General features: G+C 71.8%; 21 protein-coding genes. 10 read left to right on the top strand and 11 right to left on the bottom strand.

What is annotated here, in order from left to right; all coding sequences use genetic code 11:
- The 3 genes from manA to ACFQ8C_RS11130 form a co-directional block, all read right to left on the bottom strand.
- On the bottom strand, positions 1 to 630 hold a 630-nt coding region (manA, locus tag ACFQ8C_RS11140), incomplete at its 3' end, for a mannose-6-phosphate isomerase, class I (RefSeq protein WP_383454803.1).
- Positions 631 to 801: 171 nt separating this feature from the next.
- Positions 802 to 1,776 carry an ROK family protein gene (locus ACFQ8C_RS11135; RefSeq protein ID WP_383454800.1) on the bottom strand — a complete coding sequence of 325 codons (975 nt, stop codon included), beginning with the start codon at positions 1,774 to 1,776 and terminating at the stop codon, positions 802 to 804.
- 196 nt (positions 1,777 to 1,972) lie between these two features.
- Positions 1,973 to 2,395, bottom strand: a complete 423-nt coding sequence (locus ACFQ8C_RS11130) for a MarR family winged helix-turn-helix transcriptional regulator (protein WP_383454797.1) — start codon at positions 2,393 to 2,395, stop codon at positions 1,973 to 1,975.
- A 190-nt stretch (positions 2,396 to 2,585) separates the two neighbouring features.
- Here ACFQ8C_RS11130 and eno point away from each other — a divergent pair, with 190 nt between their 5' ends.
- Entirely contained in the window at positions 2,586 to 3,917 is a 1,332-nt protein-coding gene (gene eno, locus ACFQ8C_RS11125) for a phosphopyruvate hydratase (RefSeq protein WP_383454795.1), read from the top strand.
- Between the two features lie 57 nt (positions 3,918 to 3,974).
- On the opposite strand, the gene ACFQ8C_RS11120 is transcribed toward eno, so the two are convergent.
- The 7 genes from ACFQ8C_RS11120 to fxsT all read right to left on the bottom strand — a co-directional run bounded on the left by ACFQ8C_RS11120 (position 3,975) and on the right by fxsT (position 13,385).
- Positions 3,975 to 4,634, bottom strand: a complete 660-nt coding sequence (locus tag ACFQ8C_RS11120; protein ID WP_383454793.1) for an MSMEG_1061 family FMN-dependent PPOX-type flavoprotein — start codon at positions 4,632 to 4,634, stop codon at positions 3,975 to 3,977.
- Between the two features lie 135 nt (positions 4,635 to 4,769).
- Positions 4,770 to 6,068, bottom strand: coding sequence for a sugar ABC transporter permease (locus tag ACFQ8C_RS11115; protein WP_383454791.1), 1,299 nt, complete (start codon positions 6,066 to 6,068; stop codon positions 4,770 to 4,772).
- Positions 6,065 to 6,901 (bottom strand): ATP-binding cassette domain-containing protein, encoded by an 837-nt coding sequence (locus tag ACFQ8C_RS11110; protein ID WP_383454789.1) that lies wholly within the window; start codon positions 6,899 to 6,901, stop codon positions 6,065 to 6,067. Before ACFQ8C_RS11110 ends, ACFQ8C_RS11115 begins: the two co-directional genes overlap by 4 nt.
- Positions 6,902 to 7,030: 129 nt before the next feature.
- Complete coding sequence (locus ACFQ8C_RS11105) at positions 7,031 to 8,113, bottom strand: sugar ABC transporter substrate-binding protein (RefSeq protein ID WP_383454786.1); 1,083 nt, start codon at positions 8,111 to 8,113, stop codon at positions 7,031 to 7,033.
- A gap of 122 nt (positions 8,114 to 8,235) precedes the next feature.
- Complete coding sequence (locus ACFQ8C_RS11100; protein ID WP_383454783.1) at positions 8,236 to 9,036, bottom strand: YqjF family protein; 801 nt, start codon at positions 9,034 to 9,036, stop codon at positions 8,236 to 8,238.
- A 262-nt stretch (positions 9,037 to 9,298) separates the two neighbouring features.
- On the bottom strand, positions 9,299 to 10,498 hold the full coding sequence (locus tag ACFQ8C_RS11095) for a S8 family serine peptidase (protein ID WP_383454780.1): 1,200 nt from the start codon (positions 10,496 to 10,498) through the stop codon (positions 9,299 to 9,301).
- A 271-nt stretch (positions 10,499 to 10,769) separates the two neighbouring features.
- Entirely contained in the window at positions 10,770 to 13,385 is a 2,616-nt protein-coding gene (gene fxsT / locus ACFQ8C_RS11090) for an FxSxx-COOH system tetratricopeptide repeat protein (RefSeq protein ID WP_383454777.1), read from the bottom strand.
- Between the two features lie 292 nt (positions 13,386 to 13,677).
- Between fxsT and ACFQ8C_RS11085 the strand changes: the two genes are divergently transcribed.
- From ACFQ8C_RS11085 to ACFQ8C_RS11060, 6 genes are all read left to right on the top strand, one after another.
- Positions 13,678 to 14,694 carry a LacI family DNA-binding transcriptional regulator gene (locus ACFQ8C_RS11085; protein WP_383454774.1) on the top strand — a complete coding sequence of 339 codons (1,017 nt, stop codon included), beginning with the start codon at positions 13,678 to 13,680 and terminating at the stop codon, positions 14,692 to 14,694.
- 121 nt (positions 14,695 to 14,815) lie between these two features.
- The gene (locus tag ACFQ8C_RS11080) at positions 14,816 to 16,174 is read left to right on the top strand and encodes an extracellular solute-binding protein (RefSeq protein WP_383454771.1); all 1,359 of its coding nucleotides are present in this window, start codon (positions 14,816 to 14,818) and stop codon (positions 16,172 to 16,174) included.
- A gap of 1 nt (position 16,175) precedes the next feature.
- Complete coding sequence (locus tag ACFQ8C_RS11075; RefSeq protein WP_383454768.1) at positions 16,176 to 17,120, top strand: carbohydrate ABC transporter permease; 945 nt, start codon at positions 16,176 to 16,178, stop codon at positions 17,118 to 17,120.
- Positions 17,121 to 17,131: 11 nt separating this feature from the next.
- Entirely contained in the window at positions 17,132 to 18,016 is an 885-nt protein-coding gene (locus tag ACFQ8C_RS11070; protein ID WP_383454765.1) for a carbohydrate ABC transporter permease, read from the top strand.
- Positions 18,017 to 18,196: 180 nt separating this feature from the next.
- Positions 18,197 to 20,770 (top strand): carbohydrate-binding protein, encoded by a 2,574-nt coding sequence (locus tag ACFQ8C_RS11065; protein ID WP_383454762.1) that lies wholly within the window; start codon positions 18,197 to 18,199, stop codon positions 20,768 to 20,770.
- A gap of 143 nt (positions 20,771 to 20,913) precedes the next feature.
- Positions 20,914 to 22,527 (top strand): alpha-amylase family glycosyl hydrolase, encoded by a 1,614-nt coding sequence (locus ACFQ8C_RS11060; protein WP_383454760.1) that lies wholly within the window; start codon positions 20,914 to 20,916, stop codon positions 22,525 to 22,527.
- Between the two features lie 97 nt (positions 22,528 to 22,624).
- Here the strand turns inward: ACFQ8C_RS11060 and ACFQ8C_RS11055 are convergent, their stop codons facing one another.
- Positions 22,625 to 23,896, bottom strand: coding sequence for an MFS transporter (locus ACFQ8C_RS11055; protein WP_383454757.1), 1,272 nt, complete (start codon positions 23,894 to 23,896; stop codon positions 22,625 to 22,627).
- A 193-nt stretch (positions 23,897 to 24,089) separates the two neighbouring features.
- Between ACFQ8C_RS11055 and dhaK the strand changes: the two genes are divergently transcribed.
- Genes dhaK through ACFQ8C_RS11040 form a run of 3 tightly spaced genes read left to right on the top strand, consistent with a single transcriptional unit; the run spans position 24,090 to position 26,108 of the window.
- On the top strand, positions 24,090 to 25,082 hold the full coding sequence (dhaK, locus tag ACFQ8C_RS11050) for a dihydroxyacetone kinase subunit DhaK (RefSeq protein ID WP_383454754.1): 993 nt from the start codon (positions 24,090 to 24,092) through the stop codon (positions 25,080 to 25,082).
- A gap of 7 nt (positions 25,083 to 25,089) precedes the next feature.
- Entirely contained in the window at positions 25,090 to 25,698 is a 609-nt protein-coding gene (dhaL, locus tag ACFQ8C_RS11045) for a dihydroxyacetone kinase subunit DhaL (protein ID WP_383454751.1), read from the top strand.
- Positions 25,695 to 26,108 carry a PTS-dependent dihydroxyacetone kinase phosphotransferase subunit DhaM gene (locus ACFQ8C_RS11040; RefSeq protein WP_383454748.1) on the top strand — a complete coding sequence of 138 codons (414 nt, stop codon included), beginning with the start codon at positions 25,695 to 25,697 and terminating at the stop codon, positions 26,106 to 26,108. Before dhaL ends, ACFQ8C_RS11040 begins: the two co-directional genes overlap by 4 nt.
- Positions 26,109 to 26,229: the final 121 nt, after the last annotated feature.

Raw genomic sequence — 26,229 nt, 5'->3', positions numbered from 1 at the left:
GGCACTGGCCGTGGCCGCGGCCAGTGCCTCGGCGACGGCGCCGGGCAGACCGGCCGGAGGGCGGAGGAAGGCCCGGAACACCTCCGCGAGCGCCTGGGACTCGGGAAGGACGCGCAGGGTCTCGGTGTACGGCCGCAGTGCCGGGACCTTCAGGGAGTCGAGCAGGTCGGCGGTGTCCGCCGCACTCCGGAAGCCGCACAGTCCCCGGAACGGGGTGAGGGCGACGATCATCTCGGGTTTGTGCTGGTCGTCGCGGTAGGTGCGGTGCGGCGCGTCCAGGGGGACGCCGAGCGCGTTCTCCCGCGCGAACCCGGCCTGGGCCTGGGCGAGGTCGGGGTGCACCTGGACGGAGAGCGGCGCGTCGGCGGCCAGGAGCTTGACCAGGAAGGGGAGTCGGGGCCCGAACCGGCTCACGGTGACCGCGCCGAGCGCGCGCGCCGGGTCCTCGGAGACCAACCGGTCCAGGGGTATCAGGGCGTCCCCTCGGGACACCCCGGAGGGCGCCGCCGGATGGGCGCCCATCCAGAGTTCGGCCTGGGGCGCTCCGGTGGGCGGCAGGCCCATGAGCTCCGGCAGCAGCGTGCGGGAGCCCCAGTCGTAGGGCTGGACTGTGTTGTGGAGGAGGTCCATGTCCATTTCCTGGAGTACGTACGGGGGGGTGGGACGACGAAGGCGACGAGGGTGACGGGGCGACGCCTGCGATGCGGCCATCACGGCCTCACTCCGTCGCGAAGGGCGCCCGGCGGCGTGACCCCGGCGGGCGCCGCGAGAGGGCCCGTCCGGGTCACCGGAGGGCGGGCGTCAGACGACCGTCCGCCCCCGCGTGCCCGCTCCGGCACGGGACGGCCCGGAGGCGGCGACACCGGCGGCGGCCGCGCCGATCAGCCCGGCGTCGAGGGCCAGCCCGGCGGGCACGACCGGGACGTCACGGGTGAAGTCGAGGACGGCGTAGGACTTCAGGTGGTGCCGCAGCGGCGCGAACAGCACCTCGCCGGCCTGCGAGACCCCGCCTCCCACGACGACCAGGTCGAGTTCGACGAGCGCGGCCGTGGCCGCGATGGCCGCGGCCAGGGCCCGCCCGGCCCGGTCGAACGCGGCGAGCGCCCTCGGGTCGCCCGCGCGGGCCGAGACCTCGACCTCCCGGGCCGTGGCGGCAAGGCCGGCCGGGGGCGTCCAGCCCGATTCCAGCGCATGGGCCGCGATCGCCGTACCGCTGGCGTAGCGCTCGACGCATCCCCGGGCGCCGCACGGGCACACCGGACCGTTCTGGTCCACGGTGATGTGCCCGATGTGCCCGGCGTTCCCGGTCGTCCCGGCATGGACGGAACCGCCCAGGACGAGTCCGCCGCCGACCCCGGTCGAGACGACCATGCACAGGGCGTTCGCCGCGCCCTTCGCCGCACCGATCCAGTGTTCCGCCGCCGCCATGGCGACCGCGTCGCCGACGAGTACGGGCTCGATGCCGTCCGGGACGGCGGGGTGGCTCCGCACCCGCTCCACCAGGCGGAAGGAACGCCAGGCCGGGATGTTCACCGGGCTCACCGTGCCCGCGAAGGTGTCCACGGGCCCGGCGCTCCCGATCCCCAGGCAGGACAGCGAGGCCCATTCCGCGTGGGTGGCCAGCTCGTCCACGACCGAGGCCACCGCGGCCATCATCGCCTCGGCGGACTCGCGCGCGGGCGTCGGCCGCTGCGCCCGCACCACGACGCGCCCCTCCCCGTCGACCAGCGCCCCGGCGATCTTCGTACCGCCGATGTCCAGCGCTCCGTACACCATCCGCCCAACCTCTCCCTGCCCGTCCGAACTGTGCGAGGACTACTCTGCCGAGCGATGACAACGTTGTCCAGCGAGGAACGGATCCGGTTAAGGCACACCGTCGACGCAAGCGGGGCAAGCGCGGGCGGGGCGGGCATGGTGGAGACGGGCGGGGAGGGCGCGGGCGGAGGCGGGCGGGGGATCCCCTGCCGGGGCGTCAGCGGGTGGCGAGCCGTTCCAACAGCGCCGTGCTCCTCGCCAGCAGGGACCGCTCCTCGTCCGTCAGTTCGACCTCGATGACCTGCGCGAGCCATCCGGCCCTGCGGCCGCGTTCGGCTTCGAGGGCGGTCCGGCCCGCGCCCGTCAGCTCGACCAGGGACTTGCGGCCGTCCGTGGGGTGCGGCCGACGCGTGACCAGGTCCTGCTCCCTCAACAGCCCGACCGACCGCGCCATCGACTGGGGGCGCACCCTCTGGTCGGCCGCGAGGTCGCTCGTGGTCATGGGGCCGTTGCGGTCGAGGGCTCCGAGCACGGCGGCCTGGCCCAGCGGGATGCGGTCCTCGTGCTTGACGCGCCGGGTGAGTCTGCCCATGGCGGTGCGCAGGTCGGCGGCGATGGCGGCGGCTTCCGTGGAGGGCATAGCGCACTTTATCCCGGTGCCCCGCGCAGGGACGCGGCCCGGCCTGGGCGGCGGAACCTCACAGCCATGCTGTACAGCCAAACTGCACAGCAAAGGTGTTCAGCATTGCTGTACTGTTTCGCGGTGTCGGGCCCAGCGCCAACGCTGTCGCAGCCGGGGCCACGGCACCTGACGACGGGAAGGACCTCCCATGTCCGCAGCACAGGCAGTCGCCCCCCTCGGCCCCGATGCCACCACCATCGAGACCGTCACCGCCCGCCGGATCGTCGACAGCCGGGGCAACCCCACGGTCGAGGTCGACGTCGTCCTGGCGGACGGTTCCCTGGGGCGCGCGGCCGTCCCCTCCGGCGCCTCCACCGGCGCCCGGGAGGCCGTGGAACTGCGCGACGGGGACCCGTCCCGCTGGCACGGCAAGGGCGTCGACCGGGCGGTGGCCCACGTCGGCGGCGAGATCGCGGCGGCCGTACGCGGCCGCGACGCGGCGGACCAGGAAGGACTCGACTCCGCGCTGGTCGCCCTCGACGGCACCGCCACGAAGTCCCGGCTCGGCGCCAACGCGATCCTCGGCGTCTCCCTCGCCACCGCCAAGGCCGCCGCGGCGGCCCACCGACAGCCCCTCTACCGCTACCTCGGCGGCGCCGGAGCACACCTCCTGCCGCTGCCGATGATGAACATCGTCAACGGCGGCGCCCACGCCGACAATCCGCTGGACTTCCAGGAGTTCATGATCGCCCCGGTCGGCGCGGACACCTTCGCCGAGGCGGTCCGCATGGGCAGCGAGGTCTTCCACACGCTGCGCCGCGACCTGCTGGCCGCCGGGCACTCCACCGGCGTCGGCGACGAGGGCGGCTTCGCCCCCGCGCTGCGCACCGCCGAGGAGGCGCTCGACTTCGTCATGGCCGCCATCGAGCGCACCGGCTACCGCCCCGGCACCGACATCGGTCTGATCATGGACCCGGCGTCGTCGGAGTTCTTCCGCGACGGGGTCTACGACTACGCCGGCGAGGGCGTGCGCCGCACGCCCTCCGAGAACGCCGACTACCTGGCCAAGCTCATCGACGCCTACCCGATCGTCTCCGTCGAGGACCCGATGGCGGAGGACGACCTGGACGGCTGGCGCGAGCTGACCGCCCGCGTCGGCGACCGCTGCCAGCTCACCGGCGACGACGTCTTCTGCACCGACGAGACCCTGCTGCGGGAGGGCATCGATACCGGCGTCGGCAATTCGATCCTGATCAAGGTCAACCAGATCGGCACCCTCACCGAGGCGCTGGCCACCGTTGCCACGGCCTACCGGGCGGGCTGGACGGCCGTCATGTCGCACCGCTCGGGCGAGACGGAGGACACCACCATCGCGGACCTGGCGGTGGCGACGGGGTGCGGCCAGATCAAGACCGGCTCGCTCTCCCGTTCCGACCGCACCGCGAAGTACAACCAGCTCATCCGCATCGAGGAGGAACTGGGCGACACCGCCCGCTACGCCGGCCGCACCGCCCTCCACAGGGCCCTCCGCAGGGCCTGAACGGCGAGAGCGGCGCGCACGGCGGTACCGGCGGAGAGCGGCGGTACCGGAGGTTCCTTACTCGTAGCGGTACTTCAGCGAATCCGCCTCCGCCTGCTCGATGTCGGCGATCGTCAGCTCCGGCATCCGCAGCTGGGCCAGCGTCACCTCGGCCGAGGTCGGCTGGGCGTCCGCCGGCAACCACTGCTCCGGCTTCCACGCCCCGCCGCGCAGCAGCGACTTCGGGCAGTGCGGGTAGACCTCCTCGATCCCCACCACCAGAGCGCTGGCCGGCGGCTTGCCCACGGCGGTCAGCCGCGACAGCAGCTCCGGGCGGGTGGAGACGCAGGCCCGGCCGTTCACGCGGAGCGTGGTGGTACGGCCGGGGATGACGAACAGCAGTCCGGCCCGCCCGGTGGCGATGACGTTCTGCAGGGTGTCCAGACGCTTGTTGCCGGTCGCGTCGGGTATCGCCACCGTCCGCGAGTCCAGGACGGCGACGAAGCCGGCGGGGCCGCCGCGCGGGGAGACATCGCAGTTGCCCTCCGCGTCGGCGCTGGCGACCAGGACCAGCGACGAGCACGCGATCAAGCTCCGGGTCTCGTCGGTGAGTTCGGTCATCTGCTTGCGCAGCGCCGCGTCCTTGGGGAGTTCGTAGACCCGGCGCAGCGCCTCCTGGTCGGGCACGGAGTCGAGGCGGAGCGAGTCGAAGGCACTGCCGGCGAGGGTTGTCGTCATACGCCGATCCTAGGAGGCCGATCCACGCGGCCTCCGGTCCCGTCGGGCCTCCGGTCCCGTCGGCCTCCGGCACTGTCGGGGCTCCGGGGCCGTCCGCTGTGGCCGGTCCGGCGCGGGGGCCGGGGGCGTACGCGGTCAGGCGCGGCCCGCGGCCTTCTGGCTGCGGCGGGACAGGGAGTCGACGACCACCGCGGCGAGCAGGACCGAGCCGGTGATCATGAACTGGACGGCGTTGCTGACGCCCATGATGTTCATGCCGGACTGGATGGAGCCGATGACGAGCGCGCCGAGCAGCGCGGACCAGACCGAGCCGCGTCCGCCGAAGAGGCTCGTCCCGCCGATGACGGCGGCGGCGATCACGTTCATGAGGAGGTTGCCGCCCCCGGAGGTCTGGCTGGCGGACTGGATCTGGCCCGCGAGGAAGAGCCCGCCGACGGCCGCCATGGTGCCCGCGATCGTGAAGACGCTCATCCGGACGAACGGCACGCTGATGCCGGCCCGTCGCGCTCCCTCGATGTTGCCGCCGACGGCGAAGATCTGGCGGCCGTAGCGGGTGCGGCGGAGCACGAAGTCGAGGACCACCAGCAGGATCAGGAAGATCAGCAGCGCGAGCGGGAGTCCCTGGTACTGGTTGAGGATGTACGCGGCGGCGAAGGCGATCGCCGCGATGACGACGGTCCGCACCACGATCTCGGCAACCGGGCGGTACGGCACCCGCGCCGCCTGCCGGCGCCGGGCGTCGAGGAGCGAGGCGAGCAGGAAGAGCCCGACGCCCACCGCCGCCGTCACGTAGGCCGCGGCCGGGCTCTCGAAGATCGTGGAGTACAGCTCGGCGACGATGCTCTCGCTGGGGATGTTGACCGTGCCGCTGGTGCCGAGCACCTGGAGCATCAGCCCGTTCCAGGCGAGGTTGCCCGCGAGCGTGACGACGAAGGCGGGCACGCCCACCTTGGCGAAGAAGAACCCGTGGATGAGCCCGACAGCCGCTCCCCCGGCGAGGGCGACGAGCAGCGCCAGCCACTGGTTCATGCCGTTGATGACGTTGAGCACGGCGAAGATCGCCGCGCACAGTCCGCTGACGGAGCCGACGGAGAGGTCGATCTCGCCGAGCAGGAGGACGAAGACGATGCCGACGGCGATCATGCCCGTGCCGACGATCTGCTGGCTGAGGTCGGACAGGTTCTGCGCGGAGAGGAAGGCGCTGTCCAGGCTGCCGAAGACCGTCCAGATGACGATGACGGCGATGACGACGGGCAGGGAGCCGAGTTCGCCGCTGCGCAGCTTGCGGCGGAACTCGCCCACGTATCCGCGGAAGCCCTCCTCACGGACGATCAGCCGGCTGTCGACGGCGGGCATCGCCTCGGGGGCGGTCCGCTGGGAGGCGGCGTCGCCCGACTCCGGCGGACGACCGTTGTTGTCCCCTGCGCGTCTCATGGCGCCTCCTCCCCGCGTGTCTTCCGCCCCTCCCGCCCCGCCCACCCCTCGCGCTCCTCGCGCTCCTCGCGTTTGCGGGCCTGGCGCCGGGTGACGGCGCTGTCGGTGGCTCCGGTGATGGCGGAGATGATCTCCTCCGTGCTGGTGGCGCTCTTGTCGAAGAAGCCGTTGTTCCGACCGAGGCGCAGCACCGCGATCCGGTCGGCGACCGCCATCACGTCCACCATGTTGTGGCTGATCAGGATGGTGCCGAGGCCGCGCTCGCGGAGCCGTTCGACGAGGTCGAGGACCTCGGCGGTCTGCTCCACGCCCAGCGCCGCGGTGGGCTCGTCCAGGATGACGATCCTGGGCTCGCCGATGAGCGAGCGGGCGATCGCGACGGTCTGCCGCTGGCCGCCGGAGAGCGACGCGACCGGGATGCGTACCGACGGGATCCGGATGGAGAGCGTGTCGAGCAGTTCGCGGGAACGCTGCTCCATGCGGACCTCGTCGAGCACGCCGAACCGGCGCAGCTCCCGGCCGAGGAAGAGGTTGCCGACGACGTCGAGGTTGTCGCAGAGCGCGAGGTCCTGGTAGACGGTGGCGATGCCGAGGTTCTGGGCGTCGTGGGGCCGGTGGATGGAGACCGGCCGGCCCTGCCACTCGATGACGCCGCCGTCGGGCGGGTTCACCCCCGCGATCGCCTTGACGGCGGTCGACTTGCCGGCGCCGTTGTCGCCGACCAGGGCGACCACCTCACCGGCGTGGACCTCCAGATCGAAGTCCGACAGGGCCTGGACCGCGCCGAACCTCTTGGACACCCCCCGCAGGCTGAGCACAGGTGCTTCCGTCACCTTCGACCACCGCCTCCTCGGGCGGGAGCGCGTACCACCGGGCGCGTCCCATGCGGCACGTCACACGCGGCGCGTCACGTGCGGCGCGTCACGAGGCGCGCGTCGCATGAGCGCGTCCCCTGGAGCGTGTCACTCCAGTCCGGCTTCCTTGCAGGCGTCGGCGTAGGCCGGCGTGCAGATCTCCTGGACCGTGTACAGCCCGTCCTTGACGACCGTGTCCTTGATGTTGTCCTTGTCCACCACGACCGGGGTCAGCAGCGTGGCCGGAACCTTCTGGCCGCTGCCGCTGGTGACGGTGACGGGAGTCAGGTCGTCGGACAGCTGCTTGCCCTCGGCGAGGTCGACGGCCATGGTGGCGGCGATGTCGGCCTCCGGCTTGTACGGCTTCTCGACCGTGATGGTCTGCGTGCCGAGCAGGATCCGCTGGATGGCGTCGAGCTGGGCGTCCTGGCCGGTCAGCGGCACGTTCATGCCGGCGGCCTTGAGGGCGGTCGCGATGCCGGCGGCGAGTCCGTCGTTGGCCGAGTAGACCCCGACGATCTTGTCCTTGCCGAGCGCGCTGATGGCACCGGACATCTGCTGGTTGGCGTTGTTCGGGTCCCAGTTGGGGGTGTCGTACTCCTTGCCGATCTTCACCTTGCCGTCGAGGACGGAGTGCGCGCCCGCCTTGAACTCGGCGGCGTTCGGGTCGGTGGGCGAGCCGTTGTGCATCACGATCTCGCCGCTCTCCGCCTTGTCGCCGAGCGCTTCGAGCAGTGCCCTGCCCTGCAGCTCGCCGACCTTGCGGTTGTCGTACGAGACGTAGGCGTCGACCGGGCCCTGGGCGAGGCGGTCGTAGGCCACGACCTTCACCCCGGCCTTGTTCGCCTTCTCCACCGAGGACTGGATCGACTTGGCGTCCACGGCGTCCAGGATGAGCACCTGGTCGCCCTTGGCGAGGGCGGTGTTGACCTGCTGTTGCTGGGTGGTCGCGCTCTCCGCCGCGTTGTAGTAGTCGATCTGCGCGTCCGGGGCGAGTTCCTTGATCTTCTGCTCGATGTAGGGCCGGTCGAACTTCTCGTACCGCGTGGTCTTGCTCTCCGGCAGCAGCAGTCCGATCTTGATGTCCTGCTTCGCCTGACCGGGCGACGAACCGGTCGCCGTCGCCACCACGCCCATCGACAGGGCCACGGTCGAGGCCACCGCTATCGCGCCTCGCAATGTACGGGTCATGGGAGGCTCCTTTCGCGCGCCCTCGACCCGCCCCCGCGGCCTGCGGGACCGCGGGGGCGCGAGCGCACCTTCGGCCTATCTCTCGACACTAGACCCAACCCGCGGGCGGGACCTCCCGAGCCTCAGGAACCGCCCTGCCGCTGCCGGGGTACGGACGCCCCGGGCGGGCGCAGCGCGCCGCCGAAGCGGACGGGGACCCCGGGCGAGTACAGCACGCTCACGGGCGGGCCGAGGGGTGCGTCCAGACCCGCGGCGGCGAGCAGGGTCTCGTCGCAGCCGAGCAGCCGGGCGCGGTGCAGCGGCCAGCGGGGGTGGGTGTTCGGGAGGTAGAGCGGACGCCCGGCGAAGGAGCTGTGCATGCCCCAGCGGGCGGTCAGGAAGTGCTCCAGGTCCGTCGGCTCCGCCACGCGCTCGCCGATCTCCACGCTGATCGCGCTGCGGGCCCCGCGCGGACCCGGCCAGCGGCGGTCGCTGCTGTACGTGAGGGTGGTGCCGTCGCTCCGGACGCTCATCCGCGACCAGACGTAGGGGAGCCGGAAGGCCCACCGGCCGACGGCGACGGGCAGCAGCCGGGACGCGTCGAGGGAACGGAAGACGACGCCTCGGCGACCGTGTCCGTCGACGGAGTAGAGCCGGACGTTCGTCTCGGGGAACGTCCCGAGGTAGGGGATGCCGGGCAGCCTGAACCAGCCGACCCGGTGCATCCTGAACGCGACCAGCCCCACGTACGTGACGCCGTCGAAGGTGTCGGGCACCGTACCGGCCGGCAGAAGCGGGGCCACGGCGGCCGGCTCCACGGCCCAGTGAAGGAAGGCCAGGTCGAGCCAGGACTGGGTGAGCAGGGTGCGGCCCGTGCGGCCCGTGCGGTGCGGCGGGTCGGCGGTGATGGGTTCGGGCTGCGCGGCGGGCGGCGTCTGCGGCATCGCAGCAGTATCCGACAGCGGGCGCGGCGGAGGACGCCGGGGGCGGGACGGGAGAGTGGATTCGGGACATCGGATCCGGCATGCGGGACGTCGGATACAGCATGCGGGACATCGGATCCGGGATCCGGGATCCGGGATCCGGGATCCGGGATCCGGGATCCGGGATCCGGGATCCGGGATCCGAGATCCGGGATCCGAGAATAGGGGGTGGCCCTCCCTGTAGCGGAAGGCCACCCCCTCATCCCTCAGTCACGCGCCGCGGCTACGGCGTGACCTTCAGGAGCTTGTTCGCCGTCCCGGAGGACGGGTTCTTGATCGCGCCGTCGGTGGCGCCCCCGGTCAGGGCGGCGGCGACGTCGGACGGCGTCGCCGCCGGGTGGCCCGCCAGGTACAGGACGGCGGCGCCGGCGACGTGCGGGCTGGCCATCGAGGTGCCCGAGATGGTCTTCACGCCGGTGTCGCTGTCGTTCCAGGCCGAGGTGATCTCCGAGCCGGGGGCGTACAGATCGATCACGGAACCGAAGTTCGAGAACTCCGACTGCTCGTCGTCCTTGGTGCTGGACGCCACGGTGAGCGCCTCGGGCACCCGGGAGGGCGAGCCCTGCCCGGCGTCGGAGGTCTCGTTGCCCGCCGCGACCGCGAAGGTCACGCCGGAGTCGATGGCGCGCTTGACGGCCGCGTCGAGGGCCTCGTCGACGCCGCCGCCGAGGCTCATGTTCGCGACCGAGGGACCCGAGTGGTGCTGGGTGACCCAGTCGATGCCGGCCACGACCTGCTCCGTGGTGCCGGAGCCGTTGTCGTCGAGGACGCGGACCGCCACGATCTTGGCCTTCTTGGCGACGCCGTGGGCGGTGCCCGCGACGGTGCCCGCGACGTGGGTGCCGTGGCCGTTGCCGTCGTCGGCGGTGTCGTCGTTGTCGACGGCGTCGAAGCCGTGGCTCGCCCGGCCGCCGAAGTCCTGGTGCGAGATCCGGACGCCGGTGTCGATGACGTACGCGGTCACGCCCTCGCCGCCGGCGTCGGGGTACGTGTACTTCTCGTCGGCGGCCGTCTCGGCCTGGTCGATCCGGTCCAGGCCCCAGGACGGGGGGCGCTCCTGCGTCTCGTTGATGGTGAAGCGCTTGTTCTGCACGACCGTCTCGACGGCCGGGTCGGCGGCGAGGCGCTTGGCCTCGTCGACGCTCAGACCGGACGCGGAGAAGCCGTTGACCTCCGAGCCGTAGGAGCGCTGGAGGGTGCCGCCGTACTTCTTCGCGAGCTCCGCCTTGTTCGCGGACGCGTCGAGGATGACGACGAAGCTGCCGGCGACGGCACCCTGGGCGCCGAGACCGTGCACGGTCCCTTCGGCCGGGGCGGCCGCCCCGGCGAGACCGCCCGCGAAGAGCGCGGAGGCGGTCGCGGCGGCCACACCTGTGGCTATGGCCGCGTTGCGAAGACCGTGGGATCGCTGGTGAGTTGCCATGGAAGGGAATCTCTCCTCGTGTTGACGTGTGGGGCGTCAAACGTTCGAGAGAACCCTGTGCGGCTTGGCAGGAGCAAATCAAGTCCGAACCCCGGGTAGGGGGTTATTCAACAAGGTTTCTTAAAAACCTCTCCGCATTGCCTCCATCTCGCGCACGCGCTCTCTCGAACTCCCCCCTGAAACGGGCACGTTCACTTCGACGGGAGCCGCCCCGCACCCTCCGGGCGCGCAGGGCGGACGCGGCGGTCCTCGCGCACCGACCCCGCCCGCCTCACCGCCACCGTGACGCCAGCCGCCGGATCGCCCTCTCCGCCCGTCGGCCGCCACTCCGCTCCAGAGCCGCTTGCGCCGCAACCAGGTTGTCGCGGCCGACGAGGGTGTCGGGGTGGTCGGGACCCAGAACCCGCTCGCGACCGTCGAGAACCTGCCGACGGAGAGCGACCGCCTCCTGGTGCAGACCCAGGCGACCCAACGCGCCGGCGAGGTTGCCGCGGCTGGTGAGGGTGTGGGGGTGGTCGGGGCCCAGGACCCGGTCGAGATCGTCGAGAACCCGTCGGTGGAGGTCGGCCTCCTCTTGGTGGCGGCCGAGGCTTCCCCACGCGAGCGCCAGGTTGTTGCGGCTGGTGAGGGTGTCGGGATGGTCGGGGCCCAGCACCCGCTCACGATCGTCGAGGACCTGTTGGTGGAGGTCGACCGCCTCCTGGTGGCGGCCGAGGCTGTCCACCGTATGCGCGAGGTTGTTGCGGACCGCGAGGGTGTCGGGATGGTCGGGGCCCAGAACCCGGTCGAGATCGCTGACGACCTGCTGGAGGAGGTCGACCGCCTCCTGGTACCGGCCGAGGTTCACCAACGCGCTGGCGAGGTTGTTCCGGCTGGCGAAGAGGGCGGGATGATCGGGACCGAGAACCCGCTCGCGATCGTCGAGGATCTGTTGGTGGAGGTCGGCCTCCTCCTGGTAGCGGCCGAGGCTGCCCAACACGCTGGCGAGGTTGTTCCGGCTGGTGAGGGTGTGGGGGTGGTCGGGGCCCAGGACCCGGTCGAGATCGCCGAGAACCTGTTCGAGGAGGTCGACCGCCTCCCGGTACCGGCCGAGGCTGCCCAAGGTATGCGCGAGGTCGTTACGGCTGATGAGGGTGTCGAGATGATCGGGGCCCAGAACCCGGTCGAGATCGCCGAGAACCTGCCGACGGAGGTCGACCGCCTCCCGGTACCGGCCGAGGCGGCCCAACACTCTGGCGACGTCGCTGCGGCTGGTGAGGGTATCGGGGTGGTCAGGGCCGAGGAGTCGCGCCTGTGTCGCTGCGACATGGCGTCTGATGAGCAGGGCGCCGAGGGGGTCTCCCTGATCAGCCAGCAGCCGGGCCAGGGCCGCCAACTGCGCGCAGAGGGACCGGTCTTCGGTGTTCCCCGGCAGGGTGCCGACGGCGAGGGCGTGGGGGGAGAGCCGGCGGGCCGCGGACCGGCCGGCGGGAGCGTCTTCGGTGAGGGTGCGGATGGTCGCGGTGGTGTGCCGGGCGAGGGCGTGGTGCCAGGTGGCGGTGTCGGCGGTGGTCTCGGTGAAGGTGAGCGCGGTGATCTCGCGGATGAGGGGGTGGAGGACCGCCAGCCCGGGGGTGGGTTCGCCGCCGGCGCCGACCGCCGCTTCGAGGAGGCCGTAGGTGTGCAGGCCGTTGACGGCGGCTTCGACGGTGACGGTGGTGGCGGGCAGGCCGGTCGCCCGGGTGAGGAGTTCGGGGGTGAGGAAGGACAGCGGGATCGGCGCGGGGGCGAGGAGGGAGAGGAGACGCAGGAGGGGGCGGGCGAGGGTGGTGCCGTCGTGGGTGAGCTGGTCGAGGGAGAGGTCCCAGGTGTGCCGGACGACGGTCCGGGCGACGTCCGGGTCGGTGGCGCGGGGGTGTTCGGCACCGAGGAGACCGGCGAGTTCGGTGTCGAGGGCCTGGCGGTAGGCGGTGAAGGTGCGATGGCGGCCGGCGGGCGCGGCCAGGTAGCGGCCGACGGCGTGCAGGGCGAGCGGGAGGCCGCCGAGCCGGTCGGCCAGGAGCTGCGCCTCGCCCGTGGTTCCGGCGCCCGGCGACGTGTCGAGGAGAACCTGCGCGCCGTCCTGCTCGGGGAGCGGGGTGAGCCGGACGAGGGTGGCGCTGCCGCCCCAGACGGTGGGGTCGGTGACCCTGCTGGTGACCAGGAGCAGGCCGGTGGCGGCCGGGCGGATCCACCCCCGGTGCTCGCTGAGCGGTCCGGAGGCGGGGGTGGTGAGGGTGTCGGGGTCGTCGAGGTTGTCCAGGACGATCAGCCACCGCCTGCTGCGGCCCAGATGGCCCCAGACCGTGTCGGCGAGCCCGACCCGTCCGGCGCGGGCCGCCTCCAGGCTCTCCTCCGGCAGCCCGCAGGCGAGCGCCGTCTGCACCATCTGCTCCGCCAGGCTCGCCTCGTCGCGCCAGCGGATCCAGAACACCGGGACGCCCTTCGCGCGAGCGCGTTCGGCGAGGGCGGCGGCGACCGTGGTCTTGCCCATGCCGCCGACGCCCGCCACCACCGCGAACCGTCCGCCGGACGGGGCGCGTTCCAGGAGCCGTTCCAGGCCGGCGACGACGTCCTCGCGACCGCGGACCGGGCGGTGCAGCGCCGGTGAGGCGAGGGAGGCGGCCGCACGGGAGACGACCTGGGGCACGGGGACCGGGCGGCCCGGCGGGCCGCCCGCGTCGGCGTCGAGACGCCGGCCCCACAGATGCAGCAGGAGGGCCGTCACCACGAGTACGCCGAAGACGCCCCACACGATCCACGGGTTCTCCGCCCAGCCGGGCAAGGAGGCGGTCACGTAGTTCGTCACCACCGCCAGACCCATCGTCACCAGCGCCCCGCCGCTCGCGACGTACGACCCCCGCCGCACACCTCTTCCCCGCACCCGAGCCCCCTCCCGGCCGAGACGTGAGGCCATCAGCATGCAGCCGCCACGCCGGGGTCCGCCACCTCCTCCGGGAAGCCGGTGCGCGGGTCTCCCCCACTCACCGGACGGCATCTCGGCCCCGCCTCCGCCGGTGATCGTTTTCAGCCAGCGTGAAAGCGCGGCGTCGATGCCCGAGGAGTGGAGGCATCCCTTCGATTCGCACCCGAGCCATCCCGCTTGCGCCTTTCTTGCGCACTCCTGATCGCTTCTTGCGGAGGTGTTGTACGGTGCCGCCATGAAGAAGAAGCTGAGCGACGTCGCGGAGTACGCGGGTGTCAGCGAGGGGACGGTCCGCAGGGCCTTGAACGGCAGCCCCATGGTCTCGCCGATGACCCGGGAGCGGGTGATGAGGGCGCTGGACGTGCTGGGTCTGCCGCGCCCCTCGACGGAGGAGACGGAGCGGAGCCCGCTCATCGGGGTGGTGGTGCCGGACCTGCAGAACCCGGTCTTCCCCGCGTTCGCGGAGGCGATCGCGGGGCGGCTGAACAAGCGGGGCCTGGTACCGGTGTTGTGCACCCGCACCGCCGACGGGGTGTCCGAGGCGAACTACATCGAGATGCTGCTGGGACAGGACATCGGCGGGATCGTCTTCATCGGCTCCAGCTACGCCGACGCCGGCCCGGCGCAGGGACGGGCGCTCAAGGACCGCCGAGTGCCGATAGTGCTGGTCAACCCCGCCGACGAGAACGCGGACGCCGTGCAGGTCAGCGCGGACGACGGGGACGCGGTGGCGCAGACGCTCACCCACCTCACCGCCATGGGCCACGAGAAGGTCGGCCTGCTGGTCGGACCCTCCGACCACGTTCCCTCGGAGCGCAAGATCGCCGCCTTCGGCGCCTTCTGGACCGCCCGCGGCATGCCCGCCGGAGACTGGGGGCGCCTGGTGGGCCACGCCCTGTTCTCGCTGGAGGGCGGCGCCACGGCGGCCGAGGGCCTCCTCCGGAGCGGTGCCACCGCCATCGTTTGCGGGAGCGACGAGTTGGCGCTCGGGGCGATCCGGGGGGCCCGCAGGAGGGGCTTGGACGTCCCGCGGGACGTGTCGGTGACGGGCTTCGACGACTCGATGTTCATGGTCGCCGTCGACCCGCCCCTGACCACCTGCCGGCAGCCGGTCGGCCGCATGGCGGACGCGGCGGTCGAGGCGCTCGCCCAGCAGATGCGGGGTCAGAAGGTGGCACCCGGCGTGACCCTCTTCCAGACCCAGCTGATCCTGCGCAGCTCTACCGGCAGGCCCCACCCCAGAGGTCGGTAGTAGAAATTTTGCAACACATCATTGACTTTTTACATCACCGACTTCTACCTTCGCCGTGTCCGCTGGAGCTGTGGGCGACGGGGTCGACAGTCGCGGATGTACCCAGGAAGGCTGATCTGTCATGGCTGGTATTCAGAGTCGTCGTCGGCTCATCGCCGCAGGCATCGCCTGCGTGCTCTCCGCAGGTCTCGTCGCGTGCGGCGGCGACTCCTCGCCCGTCGGCAAGGACGGCGTCGTGACGATCACCGTGAACGGCATGCCGCCCAAGACGCAGCCGGTGGACCGCAAGTACTTCGAGGAGGACGTCAAGGCCTTCGAGAAGGAGCACCCCAAGATCAGGATCGACGCCCGCGAGGGCCAGATGGACCCCAAGACCTTCTCGGCCAAGCTCGCCGGCGGCCAGCTCGAAGACGTCTTCTACGTGTACTTCACCGACCCCGCGGGGCTGATACAGCGCGGCCAGGGCGCCGAGATCGGCAAGTACACCAAGGGCGTGCCGTACCTCGACGAGGTCAAGGAGGACTACCTGAAGGTGTTCACCGGCCCCGACGGCGGGCTGTACGGACTCCCCAACGGCCAGTACTCCCTCGGACTGGTCTACAACCGGGCGCTGTTCAAGAAGGCCGGGCTCGACCCGGACAAGCCGCCGACCACGTGGGACGAGGTCCGGGCGGCCGCCAAGAAGATCGCCGCGCTCGGTGACGGCACGGTCGGGTACGCCGACTACAGCAAGAACAACCAGGGCGGCTGGCACTACACCGCCTGGGTCTACTCCATGGGCGGCGACATCGCCGTCAAGGAGGAGGGCCGCTGGAAGGCCGCGTTCGACAGCGACGCCGGCCGCAAGGCGCTGCGGATGCTGCACGACATGCGCTGGACCGACGACACCATGGGCACCCGCCAGCTGCTGCAGATCGAGGACGTGCAGAAGATGATGGGCGCCGGCAAGCTCGGGATGTACATGGCCGGGCCGGACAACATCCCCACCATCGTCAAGCAGTTCGAGCGCGCGTACGAGGACTACGGCGTCGCGGGCATGCCGAACGGCAACGCCACCCTGGGCGGCGGCAGCGGCTTCATGTTCAACCCGAAGGCGTCTCCGGAGAAGATCAAGGCCGGGATCGAGTGGCTCCAGTGGAAGTACCTCAACCCCGACCGCACCGAGTTCGAGGACAAGCGCGCCTCCGGCAACGACGTCCCGATCGGGCTCCCGCTGGACCGCCTGTTCACCGGTGTCGCGGCCGCCCGCCAGGACTCCGCGCACCGCAAGTACGCCAACGTCCCGCAGGACAACTACAAGCCCTTCATCGAGCGCAACGCCCAGCTGGAGCAGAAGGTCGAGCCGCCGAACGCCCAGCAGATCTACACCGTCCTGGACGGCGTCATGCAGGCGGTGCTGACCAAGAAGGACGCGGACCTCGACCAGCTGCTGGCGGACGCCGCCAAGAAGGTCGACGGCATCCTCGCGACGGTGAAGTGACATGGCGGCCCCGACCCTGACCAGGGCACCCGAGCACGCAGCCGAGCCGCGGAAGGATCCGGTGGACACTCCCCGCAGGCGTCGGCGCCGCATCCGCGAGAACCTCACCGCCTACGCGTTCCTCGGCGCAGGGCTGATCTGCTTCGCCCTGTTCTCCTGGTACCCGATCGTGCGCGGCCTCCTGCTGGGATTCCAGCAGGTCACCTTCGCCCAGCCCGCCACCTGGGTGGGCTGGGAGAACTACCAGCGCCTGTTCGACGACCCGCTGTTCGCCACCGCGTGGAAGAACACCGGCTCCTTCACGCTCCTCGCCCTGGTCTTCGGATTCGCGGCCCCCTTCGCCACCGCGGTCGTCCTCAACGAGTTCCGGCACGCCCGGTCCTACCTGCGGATGACCGTCTACCTGCCGGTGATGCTGCCGCCGATCGTGACGATGCTGCTGTGGCGCTGGTTCTACGACCCGGGCCCGGGCCTGTTCAACAACGTCCTGGAGATGTTCCACCTGCCGGCCCAGCAGTGGCTGGAGTCGGAGAACCTCGCGATGGTCTCCCTGGTCCTGGTCTCCACCTGGGCCAACATGGGCACCACCACCCTGATCTACCTCGCCGCCCTCGGCTCCATCCCGGGCGAGCTGTACGAGGCGGCCGAACTGGACGGGGCCTCCATCCGGCAGCGGCTGTGGCACGTGACCATCCCGCAGATGCGGTTCATCCTCATGGTCACCCTGCTGCTGCAGGTCATCGGCACCATGCAGGTGTTCGTCGAACCGTACGTACTCACCGGCGGCGGCCCCGACGACGCCACCGTCACCGTCCTGCTGCTGCTCTACCGGTACGCGTTCGTCTACAACGACTTCGGCATGGCCAGCGCGATGAGCACCCTGCTCTTCGTCGTCCTGGGCCTGTTCGCCGCCGTCTACCTGCGGCTGACCCGCAGCAAGGGCTGAAAGGAACCACCATGTCCGCCCCTGCGGAACGCACCCTCGTCGCCCCCACCGAGATGAACCGCCGCACCGGCCGGCTCCTCTACCGCTCCGTCCTCGTCCTGACGGTCGTCGGCTTCACCCTCGCGTTCGTCTTCCCCCTGTACTGGATGGCCAGCGGGGCCCTGAAGTCCTCCGCCGAACTCGCCGACCCGAACCCGACCCTGCTCCCGCAGAGCTGGCACCCGGAGTCGTACACCGAGGCGTGGACCAACGTCGGCCTGGGCGAGTACTTCCTCAACACCCTGCTCCTGGCCGTCGGCGCCTGGCTCACCCAGCTCGTCGTCGACGTCGCCGCCGCCTACGCCCTGTCCCGGCTGCGACCGGTCCTGGGCAACGTCGTCCTGGGCATGATGCTGGCCACGCTCATGCTGCCGGTCTCGGCGCTCCTGGTCCCGACCTACCTCACGGTCACCGACGTCCCCCTGGTCCACGTCAACCTGATCAACACCCCCTGGGCGATCTGGCTGCCGGCCTGCGCGAACGCCTTCAACATCTTCATCCTCAAGAGGTTCTTCGACCAGATCCCCGGCGAGCTGCTGGAATCGGCCCGACTCGACGGCGCGGGCCCCGTCCGGGTCCTGTGGTCGGTCGTCCTGCCCCTGTCCCGACCGGTCCTGGCCGTCGTGTCGATCTTCGCGGTCGTCGGGGTCTGGAAGGACTTCCTGTGGCCGCTGCTGGTCCTGCCCGACCCGGCGCGCCAGCCGATCACCGTGGCCCTCAACCGCCTGGCCGAGTTCATGCCCGCCAACCAGCTCCTCGCTGGCATGGTCATGGCCTCCATCCCGCTGCTGGTCGTCTTCCTGATCTTCCAGCGGCACATCATCGCCGGTCTGACCGCGGGCAGCCTCAAGGGCTGATGCCGCCCCGCCCGTTCCCGGCACGCACATCCCCCTGACCGACCGGCGCATCCCGCACGGTCCCCAGCGCCGGTCACCTTCGCCGCCGGCGGGCCTCCGCCTGCCCGCGGCCCTTGTCACCGGCCCCCGCCGGTCCCCCCTAAGGGCTGAGCCGCCCCTGCACCGGAAGGACACACAGCCGTGTCGATCCACCGCACCAACCCGCGCTCCAGAAACTCCGCCGCGATAGCCGCGCTCCTTCTCGCCCTCACCGGTGCCGCCTCCTACGGCATCGCCGCCCCCCTGCCGGCCCACGCCGCCACCGCCGTCCTCCAGGCCGAGTCCGCCGCCCTCGGCGGCGGAGCCCAGGTGGAGACGGAGCACGCCGGCTACACCGGCACCGGCTACGTCGGCGGGTACACCGACGCCCACAAGGGCACCGCCTCCACCTCGTACACCGTGCAGTCCGCGCACGCGGGCAACGGTACGGCGAAGATCCGCTACGCCAACGGCACCGGGTCGGCCAAGACGCTCACCCTCATCCGGGGTACCGCTTCCCGACAGTTCACCCTGCCGGCCACCAGCGGCTGGGCCTCCTGGTCCACCGTCGACGTACCGGTCACCCTCACCCAGGGCGCCAACACCCTCACGCTGAAGTTCACGGCTGCCGACAGCGGCAACGTCAACATCGACCACATCACCGCCACCACCCCCGACACCCCCACGCAGCCGGACCCCACCGACCCCGCCGAGGCCGAGGCCGCCACCCTCGCGGGCGGCGCCACGGTGGAAAGCGAGCACGCCGGCTACACCGGAACCGGCTACGTCGGCGGCCTGACCGACCTCAACAAGGGCCACGCGTCGATCACCACCAGCGTCTCCTCCGCCCACGCCGGCTCGGGAACCGTCGCCGTCCGCTACGCCAACGGCACCGGCGCGGCCCAGACGCTGACCCTGACCGCGGGCACCACCTCCCGACAGTTCACCCTGCCGGCCACCAGCGGCTGGGCCTCCTGGTCCACCGTCGACGTACCGGTCACCCTCACCCAGGGCGCCAACACCCTCACGCTGGAGTTCACCACCGCCGACAGCGGCAACGTCAACATCGACAGCCTCAAGGCCACCACCCCCACCACCCCCGGCGGTGGTGACGGAGGCGACGGCGGTGGCGACACCGACCCGTCCGGCGTGGGCGCCACCCTGCCCTTCACCACCTACGAGGCCGAGGCCGGCACCGTGAAGGGCTCGACCGTCGGCCCCGACCGCACCTACCTCACGCTCGCCTCGGAGGCCTCCGGCCGCAAGGCCGTCAAGCTGACCCAGACCGGCGACTACGTCGAGGTCACGCTCACCAAGCCCGCCAACGCCGTCAACCTGCGCTACTCCCTGCCCGACAGCAGCGACGGCAAGGGAATCGACGCCACCCTCAGCGCCTACGCCGACGGCACCGCCCTGCCCGACCTCCAGCTCACCTCCCGCTACGCCTGGGTCTACGGCGCCTACCCGTACACCAACAACCCCGGCGAGGGCCAGGGCCACCGCTTCTTCGACGAGTCCCGCGCCGCCTTCGGCCGCACCCTGCCCGCCGGCACCGTGCTGCGCCTGCAGAAGGACGCCGGCGACACCGCCGCCTCCTACACGATCGACCTGATCGAGGCCGAGGAGACCGGTGCCGCGGCCACTCTGCCCAGTGGATACGTCTCCGCGCAGACCCTCGGTGTCACCCCCAACGACAACCAGGACGACACCTCCGCGCTGCAGACCGCACTGAGCACGGCCAAGAGCCAGGGCAAGGGCCTGTTCCTCCCGGCCGGCACCTACAACGTCTCCGACCACGTCAACCTCTCCGGCGTGAAGCTGCGCGGCGCCGGCGTCTGGCACACCGTGCTGCGGGGCACCGGCCTCAAGGGCGGACTCCTCGGCCAGGGCGGCACCAGCACCATCGAGAACCTCATGATCGACGGACAGAACACCGTCCGCGACGACGCCGGCGGCCACGCCGCCATCGAGGGCGACTTCGGCACCGGATCCGTCATCAGGAACGTCTGGATCCAGCACACCAAGGTCGGTCTGTGGATCTCCGCCCCGACCGACGGCCTCCAGGCCGGCGACCTGCGCATCCGCAACACCTACGCCGACGGCGTCAACCTCCACGGCGGGGTGAAGAACACCGTCGTCTCCAACAGCAGCATCCGCGGCACCGGCGACGACGCCCTGGCGATGTGGTCCGACGGAGCCGCGGTCACCGACAGCGCCTTCCGCAACAACACCGTCCAGCTGCCCACCCTCGCCAACGGCGCCGCCGTCTACGGAGGCAGCGGCAACCGCGTCGAGAACAACCTCGTCTCCGACACCGTCGTCGCCGCCGCCGGCATCACCGTCTCCACCCGCTTCGGCGACCCCTTCAGCGGCACCACCACCGTCTCCGGCAACCTCCTGCGCCGCACCGGCAGCATGGAGGTCAACTGGAACGCCAAGCTCGGTGCCCTCTGGGTCTACGCCGACCGGTACGACATCACCCAGCCGGTCGTCCTCACCGACAACACGGTCGAGGACTCCACCTACAGCGGCCTCCTCGTCTCCTGGCAGAAGCAGGTCTCCGACCTCCGCGTCGACGGCCTGACCATCGCCAGGACCGGCCACCACGGCATCGAGGGCAACGCGACCGGCAACGGCACCTTCGCCAACACCAAGGTCTCCCAGACCGCCGGCACCGCCCTCGACATGACCGGCGGCTTCACCATCCAGCGAGGCAGCGGCAACTCCGGCTGGTAACCACCGACCGACCGCGGGCCCGGTCGCCTCCCTGACCGCCCGGGCCCGCGGTCCCTCCACCAGCCCCCAAGACCCGCGGGCCCGGCCCACCCCCGCTGCCGGGCCCGCGCACCCGTTCCACCCCACTCACAAAGGCAGGTCCCATGACCCCGCGCACCACCGACTGGTGGCGTCACGCAGCCATCTACCAGGTCTACCCGCGCAGCTTCGCCGACGGCAACGGCGACGGCATCGGCGACCTGACGGGGGTGCGCTCCAGACTCGACTACCTCAAGGACCTCGGCATCGAGGCCATCTGGTTCTCGCCCTGGTACCTGACCCCCATGGCCGACGCCGGCTACGACGTCACCGACTTCCGGCAGATCGACCCCCGCTTCGGCACCCTCGCCGACGCCGACGCCCTCATCAGCGAGGCGCACGAGCGCGGGATCCGCATCATCGTCGACGTCATCCCCAACCACGTCTCCAACGAACACGAGTGGTTCCTCAAGGCTCTCGCCGCCGCCCCCGGCTCACCCGAACGCGAGCTCTTCTGGTTCCGCGACGGCCGCGGCGAGTCCGGCGAGATCCCTCCCAACGACTGGGAGTCCATCTTCGGCGGCCCCGCCTGGACGCGAGTCCGTGACGGCCAGTGGTACCTCCACCTGTTCGCCCCCGAACAGCCCGACCTCAACTGGCGCGACCCCCTCGTCCGCACGGAGTACGAGGACATCCTGCGCTTCTGGTTCGACCGCGGTGTCGACGGCATCCGCGTCGACTCCGCCGCCATGTGCAGCAAGGACCCCGCGCTGCCCGACTACGACCACACCGTCTTCCCCGACCCCCACCCCTACGTCGACCTCGACGCCAACCACGACATCTACCGCGGCTGGCGCGCCGTCGCCGACTCCTACCCCGAGCCCCGCGCCCTCATCGGTGAGGTCTGGCTGGCCGACCCCGCCCGCTTCGCCCGGTACCTCCGCGCCGACGAGCTCCACGCCGCCTTCAACTTCGACTTCCTCGGCTGCGCCTGGGACGCCACCGCCCTGCGCGCCGTCATCGACCAGACCCTCGCTGTCCACGCCACCGTGAACGCCCCCAGCACCTGGGTACTGTCCAACCACGACGTCACCCGCCACGTCACCCGCTACGGACGCCCCGACACCAGCACCGCCGCCGGCATCCGCCAGTACAACCCCGTCGTCGACGAGGACCTCGGCCGCCGCCGCGCCCGCGCCGCCGCCCTGCTCACCATGGCCCTGCCCGGCGCCGTCTACGTCTACCAGGGCGAAGAACTCGGCCTGCCCGAGGTCGAGGACATCCCCGCCGACCGCCGCGACGACCCCATCTACCACCGCACCGGCGGCGAAGACCCCGGCCGCGACGGCTGCCGCGTCCCCCTCCCCTGGAGCGGAACCACCGAGCCCTACGGCTTCAGCCCCGCCGACGCCACCACCCGGCCCTGGCTTCCGCAACCCTCCACCTGGGCCCACCTGACCGCCGCCGCCCAGGAACACGACCCGGCCTCCATGCTCACCCTCTACCGCACCGCCCTCACGCTGCGCGCCGCCGAGACCTCCCTCGGCGACGGCCCCGCGCAGTGGCTCACCACCGCCCCGGACGTCCTCGCCTTCACCCGCGGCACCGACTTCCTGTGCGTGGTCAACCTCTCCGCCACCACCGTCCCCCTCCCCTCCCACACCGACGTCCTGCTGTCCTCCCTCCCCCTCGCCGGCGGTCTGCTTCCTCCCGACACCGCCGCCTGGCTGCGCGTCTGACCCCACCACGCGCCCCGGCACCCGTGCCGCGGCCGACGGAGAGGACCCGGGCCGGCGCCGGATGCGGCGCCGGCCCGGTACCGGCCGCGGGTCAGGGTCACGCTGCCTTCCGGTCGGCGGGCTTCTCCGTCCCGGTGGTCACCCGTGCTCCTCGGAAGAGCACCGGGAGCCACAGGAGACATGCCAGCAGGGGGACCGCTGCGTAGGCGGCCATGCCCACGCTGGAGCCCGACCCGTCCATGAGCGTGCCGAGGACGAGATAGCCGATGCCGATGAGCCCCGACTCCACGAACGTGATCATCGACAGCAGGCTCGCCCGGTGGCGCGACGGCACGGCCTCGTTGAACACGTTGTCCACGATCACGGCGGTGATCTCGGGGATCCCGACCAGGAGCAGGAACGCGGCGATGGTGACCCAGACGAGGCCGAGGCCGCTCAGGCCGAGCGCCACGGCGAGCGTCAGGAGGGACACCGGGACGACGACCCGATACCCGAGGCGCCGGTCCGCGCGGTCCGACAGCAGCGGAGTGAGCCCGCCGACGAAGAATCCCGCCGCTACGACCCCGCCGACCAACGCGGTGCCCGCCCCCTGATCGGAGAGGGTCTTCTGCAGGAAGACGATGTACGGCGTCAGCGTCGCGTGCATCAGTCCGGACACCACGACGAGCGTCACGAGCGCCGGCGTGGCGACCCGGAGCACCGCCCGCCACGCCGTGGTGTCGCCGTGCCCCTCACCGGCTCCGTCCCGCTCGTCCACCGCGTCCGCGCCGCGGATCTCGGGCACCCGTGACATCAGCACCACCACGGCCAGGAGGAGGCACGCCGCCGAACCGACGTAGACGACCGCCCAGGAGATCCGCTGCAGTTGGCCGCCGAGGACGATGGCGACTCCCGAGGTGACCGTCCCGAGCATGGTGAACCGGGACCTGATCCTGACGTAGCCGGCCGTCGCACCGCGGCGCACGAGAAGGTCGTACAGCAGAGCGGTGTCCGAACCGGACACACATGCCATGCCGACGCCCTGCACGATGAACAACGTCAGGAACACCCAGTAGGGGGAGAACGCCACCTGCCCGAGCAGACATCCCGCTATCAGCACCTGGCCGATCACGATGGCGGCGCGCCTGCCGATGCGGTCGGCGATGATCCCCGTCGGCAACTCCGCGACTCCGCTGACCAGGTAGAGCAGGGTCTGGAGCAGGGCCACCTGCCCGGCGGAGAAGCCCCGCTGCTGGAGGAAGAGGACGAAGACGCCGCGCTGGAACAGCGTGTTGGCGAGCACGGCGTACACGTAGAACGGGCGCGTGACGCCTCGTGCCGCATCGTCGACTGCGGCCGACCCGCCGAGGGCCTCCGTGGTACCGGTCATACTGCGAGCTCCCCCTGCTGACTCCGACGACATCGCGCTGCCCCGTCGGACCGACTCTCTCACCGACACGGCCCGGCCCCGACCGGTGGCGCACCCGTGCGCGCCCGCCTCCCTGCGTCGATAATCGCGTAGTGACGCGCACCGCAAAGGCCCGCCCCTCGAATCGGGCCTGACATCTCCTCAGGAGGTATCCGTGAAGATGCTGATCAACGTGCCGGAGACCGTCGTCGCCGATGGGCTGCGCGGGCTCGCCGCCGCTCATCCGGAGCTGACCGTGGACGTCGAGCGGCGGGTGGTGGTGCGGAGGGACGCGCCGGTCGCGGGGAAGGTGGCGCTGGTCTCGGGGGGCGGGTCGGGGCACGAGCCCTTGCACGCGGGGTTCGTGGGGCCGGGGATGCTGGACGGGGCCTGCCCCGGAGAGATCTTCACGTCGCCCGTGCCGACGCAGATGGTGAGGGCCGCGGCCGCCGTGGACAGCGGCGCCGGGGTGCTGTTCGTGGTGAAGAACTACACCGGGGACGTGCTGAACTTCGAGATGGCCGCCGAGCTCGCCGAGGACGAGGGCATCCAGGTCGCCAAGGTGCTCGTCGACGACGACGTGGCCGTGACGGACAGTCTGTACACGGCGGGGCGGCGCGGGACCGGGGCCACGCTCTTCGTGGAGAAGCTCGCCGGGGCGGCGGCCGAGGAGGGTGCGCCGCTGGAGCGGGTGGAGGCGGTGGCGCGGCGGGTGGTCGCGCGCTCGCGGTCGTTCGGGGTGGCGCTGGGTGCCTGCACCACCCCGGCCAAGGGGAGTCCGACCTTCGACCTGCCGCCCGGGGAGCTGGAGTTGGGCGTCGGCATCCACGGTGAACCGGGGCGGGAACGGCGCGGGATGATGACCGCCCGGGAGATCGCCGAGGTCGCCGTCGACGCCGTCCTGGACGATCTGCGCCCCTCGGATCCCGTCCTGCTTCTGGTGAACGGGATGGGCGGGACGCCGCTCCTGGAGCTGTACGGGTTCAACGCCGAGGTGCGGCGGATCCTCGACGCGCGCCGGGTGCCGGTGGCGCGGACGCTGGTCGGGAACTACGTGACCTCGCTCGACATGGCGGGCTGCTCGGTGACCCTGTGCGCCGCGGACGAGGAGCTGCTGCGGCTGTGGGACGCGCCGGTGGCCACCGCCGCCCTGCGCTGGGGCCGGTGAGCGGGCGATGACGGAGACGTACGGCGGCGCCTTCGCGGTGCGGTGGATGGAGGCCGTCGCGGCGGCCGTCGAGCGGGAGGCCGGGCGGCTCACCGACCTGGACGCGGCGATCGGCGACGCGGACCACGGGGCCAACCTGAAGCGCGGTTTCGCCGCCGTGGCCGGGACGCTGGCGAAGGAGCCGCCCGCGACGCCGGGCGCGGTCCTCGTCACCGCCGGAGGGCAGCTGATCTCGACCGTCGGCGGAGCCTCGGGACCGCTCTACGGAACGCTGCTGCGGCGCACCGGGAAGGCGCTCGGCGAGGCCGGGGAGGTCTCGCGGGAGCAGCTGGCGGACGCGCTGGCCGCCGGGGTCGCCGCCGTCGGGCAGCTCGGCGGGGCGGTACCGGGCGACAAGACGATGCTGGACGCGCTGACGCCGGCCGTCGCGGCGCTGCGCGAGTCGTTCGCGGCCGCGCGCGCGGCGGCCGAGGCGGGCGCGCTCGCGACCGTACCGCTGCGGGCCCGCAAGGGGCGGGCCAGCTATCTCGGCGAGCGGTCGGTCGGACACCAGGACCCGGGGGCGACGTCCTCGGCGCTGCTGTTCGCCGCCCTGGAGGAGGTGACGGCCGGATGAGCGGGGTCGGGGACCGGGTGGGGATCGTGCTGGTCTCGCACAGCGCGGTCGTCGCCGCGGCCGTCGCGGAGCTGGCCCGCGGGCTCGCCGGCGGCGGTGACACGGCGCCGGTCGCGGCGGCCGGCGGCACCCCCGACGGCGGACTCGGTACGAGCTCCGAGCTGATCGCCGCGGCGGCGAGGGACGTCGACGCGGGGGCCGGGGTGGCGCTCCTGGTGGACCTCGGCAGCGCGGTCCTCACGGTGAAGGCGCTGCTCGCGGAGGGCGACGAACTCCCGGAAGGGGCCCGGCTCGTCGACGCCCCCTTCGTCGAGGGAGCCGTGGCCGCCCTGGTGACGGCGAGTGCCGGCGGGGACCTCGACGCGGTGGCGGCCGCGGCCTCGGAGGCGTACGCCTACCGCAAGGTCTGACGCCCGCTGTCAGGGGCGCCCCGGCTGGGTTCCACGCCGTCGGGGCGCCCCTGGTCGTCCGAGCAGCAGCAACGCACTTGGACACGTCCACGCTAGTGCGGGGGTCTGACAACGGGGGTCC

The organism is Streptomyces sp. NPDC056503 (assembly GCF_042794995.1).
Lineage (GTDB): Bacteria > Actinomycetota > Actinomycetes > Streptomycetales > Streptomycetaceae > Streptomyces.
Note: the sequence above shows the minus strand (reverse complement) of the source record. Positions and strands in the feature narration are given on the sequence as shown.